This window comes from Streptomyces sp. NPDC097640, assembly GCF_040302705.1.
In the GTDB taxonomy this organism is placed as follows: Bacteria; Actinomycetota; Actinomycetes; order Streptomycetales; family Streptomycetaceae; genus Streptomyces.
In genome coordinates this window covers 460,084-466,446 of the sequence record NZ_JBEOSB010000003.1, presented here as the reverse complement: position 1 = coordinate 466,446, position 6,363 = coordinate 460,084, and the positions used below count along the sequence as shown (strand labels likewise).

Below are 6,363 nucleotides of genomic sequence, written 5' to 3'. Positions count from 1 at the left end.
CGCACGGGTAAGTTTGCCTTGCCTCAGCCCCCTACGTCAGTAGGGGCCTGGTCTCTCCACAAGCCCGCCATACTTGCCCGGCCGCCGCGTTCGCCGGTGTTTCGTACGCGCTCGGGGCGCGACCGGAGTGATCCCTTCGGGTGATGCTCGCTACGGGAAATGAACACTCCAGGCTGCCTCAACTCGCAAGTCCTACGGCGTAATTGAGCCATCAACCAGCAATCGGTCCCGGGGCGGGACCGGCCGCGCGCACCGTAGCTGACGAACCGTCAGATCGGCGCTACCGTGACACGCATGGAGAGCTTCCCGAAGATAATCTCGGTGGACGACCACACGGTCGAACCCGCTCACGTCTGGCGGGACCGCCTCCCGTCGAAGTACCGCGACATCGGCCCGCGCGTCGTCCGGGCGCCCCTGAAGGAGATGACCTTCGTCGGCGGCAAGTTCGCCCCGAAGATGGGCGCCCCCGGCGACGACGGGCCGATCGCGGACTGGTGGGTGTACGAGGACCTGCACCGGCCGCTCACCCGCCTCGACACCGCCGTCGGATACAGCAGGGACGAGGTCAGGCTCGAGGCCATCACGTATGAGCAGATGCGCCCCGGCTCCTTCTCGGTGCCCGACCGGCTCGCGGACATGGACGTCAACCACGTCCAGTCCGCCCTGTGCTTCCCGACCTTCCCCCGCTTCTGCGGGCAGACCTTCACCGAGGCCAAGGACCACGAGCTCGGCCTGCTGGCGCTGCGCGCGTACAACGACTGGATGGTGGAGGAGTGGTGCGGGCCCGAGGCGCGGGGGCGGCTGATCCCGCTCACCCTCATCCCGCTGTGGGACGCCGAGCTGGCCGCCGCCGAGGTGCGCCGCAACGCCGCGCGCGGGGTGCGCGCCGTCTGCTTCTCGGAGATCCCGCCGAACCTGGGGCTGCCGTCGGTGCACACCGACGCGTGGGACCCCTTCTTCGCGGCCTGCGACGAGACCGGGACGGTGGTCGCCATGCACATCGGCTCGTCCTCCCGCATGCCTTCGACCTCGGCGGACGCGCCTCCGGCGGTCGGTTCGACCATCACGTTCGCCAACTGCTGCTTCTCGATGGTCGACTGGCTGATGAGCGGCAAGCTGGACCGGTTCCCCGATCTCAAGATCATGTATGCCGAGGGCCAGATCGGCTGGATCCCATACATCCTGGAGCGCGCCGACGTGGTCTGGGAGGAGAACCGGGGCTGGGGCGGGGTGGCCGACAAGGTGCTGCGGCCGCCGTCCGAGCTGTTCGCCGAGCATGTCTACGGGTGCTTCTTCGACGACGCCTTCGGGCTGCGGAACCTGGACGCCATCGGGGCGGGCAACGTCCTGTACGAGACCGACTACCCGCACTCCGACTCGACCTGGCCCAAGTCGCGCGAGGTCGCCGAGGCCCAGATGGGACATCTGCCGCGGGACGTCGTCGAGCGGATCGTGCGCGGCAACGCGATCGAGCTGCTCGGGCTGACGGAGGACGGCCTCTGGGCCGGGCCGGGGGCGTGATCGCGCGTGCGCATCCTGCCCGAAGGGCGGCTGAGCTACGGAATGCAGCTTCCGGTCCAGTCGCAGAGCACCATGTTCACCGAGCCGTGGGAGGACGGGGCCGGCCCGGCCGACCTCGTCGAGATCGCCCGCGCCGCCGACCGGCTCGGCTTCGCGTACATCGCGGTGTGCGACCACGTCGCGATCCCCCGGCGGCTCGCCGACGCCATGGGCACCGTCTGGTACGACCCGGTGGCCACCCTCGCCTATCTGGCCGCCGCCACCGAGCGGGTGCGGCTGCTCAGCCATGTCGCGGTCGCCGCGCTGCGGCATCCGCTGCTGAGCGCCAAGCAGTACGCCACGCTCGACCACCTGAGCGGCGGGCGGCTGATCCTGGGCGTCGGGGCCGGGCACGTACGGGAGGAGTTCGAGGCGCTGGGCGTGGACTTCGCCGCGCGCGGCGCCCTCCTGGACGAGACCGTGGACGCGCTGAAGGCCGCGCTGGGCCCGGGGGAGTTCCCCGAGTTCCGCGGCGAGCGGTTCGCGTTCGCCGGGCTCGGGCAGGCCCCGCGCCCCGTACAGACGCCGCGGCCGCCGATCTGGGTGGGCGGCTCCTCCGCCGCGGCGGTGCGCCGCGCGGCGGTGCGGGGGGACGGCTGGCTGCCGCAGGGTGACCCCCGGGACCGGCTGCCGGGGCAGATCGCCAGACTCCGCGAGCTGCGCGAGCGGGCCGCCCGGCAGGACCCGGCCTGCGCCGAGCCCGCCGAGATCGGGGCCATCGCGGAGCCCCTGTACGTGGGCGAGCCCGGCTGGGAGGTGGGGCGGCGGACGCTGGCCGGGAGGCCGGACCGGCTCGCCGAGTCGCTGCGCGCGTACGCGGCCATGGGGGTGGACCAGATCCAGGTGCGGTTCCGCTGCCGCGGCCGCGCCGAACTGATCGACCAGATGGCGGCCTTCGCCGCCGACGTCGCTCCGCACCTCGACGACTGACCGCATCTCAACGACCGGGAGGCACAGTGGGCAAGCTGGACGGGCGCGTCGTCATCGTCACGGGCGCGGCGCGCGGGCAGGGCGAGCAGGAGGCGCGGCTGTTCGTCGCGGAGGGCGCGCGGGTGCTGCTCGGCGATGTGCTGGACGAGCAGGGCGAGGCGCTCGCCAAGGAGCTGGGGGGCGCGGCCCGGTACGTCCATCTGGACGTGGGGCGGGAGGCGGACTGGGGCGCCGCCGTCTCGGCCGCCAAGGACGCCTTCGGCGGGGTCGACGGGCTGGTCAACAACGCGGGCGTGCTGCGCTTCAACGAGCTGGTCGGCACCCCGCTCGAGGAGTATCTGGCGGTCGTCCAGGTCAACCAGGTCGGGACGTTCCTCGGGATGCGGACGGTGGCGCCGGAGCTGGCGGCGGCCGGCGGCGGCACGATCGTGAACACCGCCTCGTATGTGGCGCTGACCGGCATGGCGCTGGTGACCTCGTACGCCGCGACCAAGGCCGCCGTCGTCGGGATGACGCGGGTGGCGGCGCTGGAGCTGGCGCCGCAGGGGATCCGGGTGAACGCGATGTGCCCCGGGGCGATCGACACCGCGATGACCAACCCGGCCCAGCTGGACCCCGGTGTCGATCCCGCGGAGGCGTCGGCGGCGGTGGACGAGCTGTTCAGGAAGCTGGTGCCGATGGGGCGGATCGGGCGGCCGGAGGAGGTGGCCCGGCTGGCGCTGTTCCTGTCCTCGGACGACTCCTCGTACATCACCGGCCAGCCCTTCGTCGTGGACGGCGGCTGGCTGGCGGGGGTCGCGGGCTTTTAGGCACGGCCCTACAGGGGCGTGCCTGAAAGAGGTACGGCCCTATAGGGGCGGCCCTTGACGGTCAAACCTCGTGGTGTCAGAGTCAATCGGAATCTGACGGAGCGTCAGATAGGCTGCACGATAGAACACTGAGGCGGTGACCCTCCATGGAATTCGGACTCTTTGTGCAGGGATATGTGCCCAGGAGTCGGCAGGAGGCCGACCCGGAGGCCGAGCACCACGCACTGATCGAGGAGACCGAGTACGTCATCCAGGCGGACCGGTCCGGATTCAAGTACGCGTGGGCCTCCGAGCACCACTTCCTGGAGGAGTACTCCCACCTGTCGGCCAACGACGTCTTCCTCGGCTATCTCGCGCACGCGACCGAGCGGATCCACCTGGGCTCCGGGATCTTCAACCCGCTGCCCCAGGTCAACCACCCCGTCAAGGTCGCCGAGAAGGTCGCCATGCTCGACCACCTCTCCGGCGGCCGCTTCGAGTTCGGCTCGGGGCGCGGCGCGGGCAGCCACGAGATCCTCGGGTTCCTGCCGGGCGTGACCGACATGAACCACACCAAGGAGATCTGGGAGGAGACGATCGCCGAGTTCCCCAAGATGTGGCTCCAGGACGAGTACCAGGGCTTCGCGGGCAAGCACTGGTCGCTCCCGCCGCGCAAGGTGCTGCCGAAGCCGTACGGGGCCTCGCACCCGGCCATGTGGTACGCCGCCGGGTCGCCCTCCTCGTACGCGATGGCGGGCCACAAGGGGCTCGGCGTGCTCGGCTTCTCCGTGCAGAAGGTCTCCGACATGGAGTGGGTCCTCGACTCGTACAAGAACGCCGTCAAGGAGGCCGAGCCGGTCGGCGGCTTCGTCAACGACAACGTGATGGTGACGTCCACGGCGATCTGCGCGGAGACCCACGCCAAGGCGGTCGAGATCGCGGTGGGCGGCGGGCTCAACTATCTCCAGTCGCTGCTGTTCCGCTACCACGACACCTTCCCGCGGCCCGAGGGCATCCCCGAGTGGCCCGAGCTGCTGCCCGAGTACACCGAGGAGATCATCGAACTGCTGATCGCCGAGGAGCTGATGATCTGCGGCGACCCGGACGAGGTCCTCCAGCAGTGCAAGCGGTGGGAGCAGGCGGGCGCCGACCAGCTGTCCTTCGGGCTGCCGATCGGGATCGGCAGCGAGGACACCATGAACACGATCAAGCTGATCGGCGAGCACGTGATCCCGAAGATCGACACCGACCCGGTCCACCGTACGACCCGCTTCCGCCAGGCGGCCCGCGACTGAGCGCAACCGAGCGTGAAGGGAGAACCACCGTGCTCGACCACCTCATACGCGCCGCGACCGTCGTGGACGGCACCGGCGCCCCCGCCTACGTCGCCGACGTCGGCCTGCGGGACGGGCGGATCGCGGTCCTCGCCGAGCCCGGCACCGTGACGGAGCCGGCCCGGAGCGCCGAGGACGCGACCGGGCTGGTGCTCGCGCCCGGGTTCGTCGACCCGCACACCCACTACGACGCGCAGCTGTTCTGGGACCCGTACGCCACCCCCTCCATGAACCACGGCGTGACCACCGTCGCGGGCGGCAACTGCGGCTTCACCCTCGCCCCGCTCAACCCGGAGCGCCCCGAGGACGCCGACTACACCCGGCGGATGATGAGCAAGGTCGAGGGCATGTCGCTGGTGGCGCTCGAGGAGGGGGCGCCGTGGAACTGGCACACCTTCGGGGAGTACCTGGACGCGCTGGAGGGCCGCACCGCGGTCAACGCGGGCTTCATGGTGGGGCACTGCGCGCTGCGCCGCCATGTGATGGGCCCGGACGCGATCGGCGGACAGCCCACGGCCGCGCAACTGGAGGAGATGGTGCGGCTCCTCCACGCCGCCATGGACGCCGGGGCCTGGGGCCTCTCCACCACCCAGTCCTCCACCCACTCGGACGGCGACCGCAAGCCGGTGGCCTCCCGCCACGCCCGGCCCGAGGAGCTGATCGCGCTGTCGCGGGCGGTCGGCGAACACGAGGGGACCCAGATCGAGGCGATCGTCGCCGGCTGTCTCGACCGGTTCTCGGATGACGAGATCGACCTGTTCGTGGAGATGTCGGCGGTCGCCGGACGGCCGCTGAACTGGAACGTCCTCACCATCGACGCGGCCGTGCCGGAGCGGGTGCCGCGGCAGCTGGAGGCGAGCGAGCGGGCCCGCAAGGCGGGCGGCCGGATCGTCGCGCTGACCATGCCGATCCTCACCCCCATGAACATGTCGCTCGGCACCTTCTGCGCGCTCAACCTCATCCCCGGGTGGGGCGACATCCTCGGGCTGCCGGTCCCCGAGCGGATCGCGAGGCTCCGCGACCCCGTCGTGCGGGAGGAGATGCTGCGCCGGGCGCACAGCCCCGAGGCCGGGGTCTTCCGGCGGCTGGCCAACTTCGAGCGGTACGTCATCGGCGACACCTACTCGGCGGCCAACGCCGGGCTGACCGGGCGCGTCGTGCGCGACATCGCCGCCGAGCGCGGAACGGACGCCTTCGGCTGCCTGGTGGAGATCTGCGCCGCCGACGAGCTGCGAACCGTGCTGTGGCCGATGCCGACCGACAACGACCCGGCGAGCTGGGAGCTGCGGCGGCAGACCTGGGAACATCCGGACGTCATGCTCGGCGGCTCGGACGCCGGGGCCCACCTGGACCGGATGTGCGGGGCGCCGTACACCACCCGCTTCCTGGGGGACTGTCTGCGCGGGCGGCGGCTGGTCGGCCTGGAGCGGGCGGTGCGGATGCTCACCGACGACCCGGCGCGCCTGCTCGGCCTGCGGGAGCGCGGCCGGGTCGCCGAGGGCTACCACGCCGACCTGGTGCTGTTCGACCCCGAGCGGATCGACGCGGGCCGGGCCACGCTGGTGCACGACCTGCCGGGGGACAGCCCGCGGCTGGACTCGCGGGCCATCGGCGTCGTGAGCGTGCGGGTGGGCGGGGTCGAGACCATCCGGGACGACCAGATCACCGGAGCGATCCCGGGCAAGGTGCTGCGGTCGGGGCGCGACACGAGGACCGTGGACACCAGGGCCGTGGGCGCGGGGGGCTGAGCC

Annotated in this window: 5 protein-coding genes; all 5 read left to right on the top strand. The window is 71.6% G+C overall.

Translation table 11 applies throughout. From position 1 onward, the window contains the following. Positions 1-294: 294 nt before the first annotated feature. The 5 genes from ABTY62_RS06545 (at position 295) to ABTY62_RS06525 (ending at position 6,360) form a co-directional block, all read left to right on the top strand. A complete protein-coding gene (locus ABTY62_RS06545; protein ID WP_352128263.1) occupies positions 295-1,521 on the top strand; it encodes an amidohydrolase family protein in 1,227 nt (408 codons plus the stop codon). A gap of 42 nt (positions 1,522-1,563) precedes the next feature. Further along, positions 1,564-2,490: a TIGR03619 family F420-dependent LLM class oxidoreductase gene (locus tag ABTY62_RS06540; protein ID WP_352128289.1), complete on the top strand. Its 927-nt coding sequence runs from the start codon at positions 1,564-1,566 to the stop codon at positions 2,488-2,490. A gap of 26 nt (positions 2,491-2,516) precedes the next feature. Beyond that, complete coding sequence (locus ABTY62_RS06535) at positions 2,517-3,299, top strand: SDR family NAD(P)-dependent oxidoreductase (RefSeq protein WP_352128262.1); 783 nt, start codon at positions 2,517-2,519, stop codon at positions 3,297-3,299. Positions 3,300-3,445: 146 nt separating this feature from the next. Next, positions 3,446-4,573 (top strand): LLM class flavin-dependent oxidoreductase, encoded by a 1,128-nt coding sequence (locus ABTY62_RS06530; protein ID WP_352128261.1) that lies wholly within the window; start codon positions 3,446-3,448, stop codon positions 4,571-4,573. 29 nt (positions 4,574-4,602) lie between these two features. Next, positions 4,603-6,360 carry an N-acyl-D-amino-acid deacylase family protein gene (locus ABTY62_RS06525; RefSeq protein ID WP_352128260.1) on the top strand — a complete coding sequence of 586 codons (1,758 nt, stop codon included), beginning with the start codon at positions 4,603-4,605 and terminating at the stop codon, positions 6,358-6,360. Positions 6,361-6,363 lie beyond the last annotated feature (3 nt).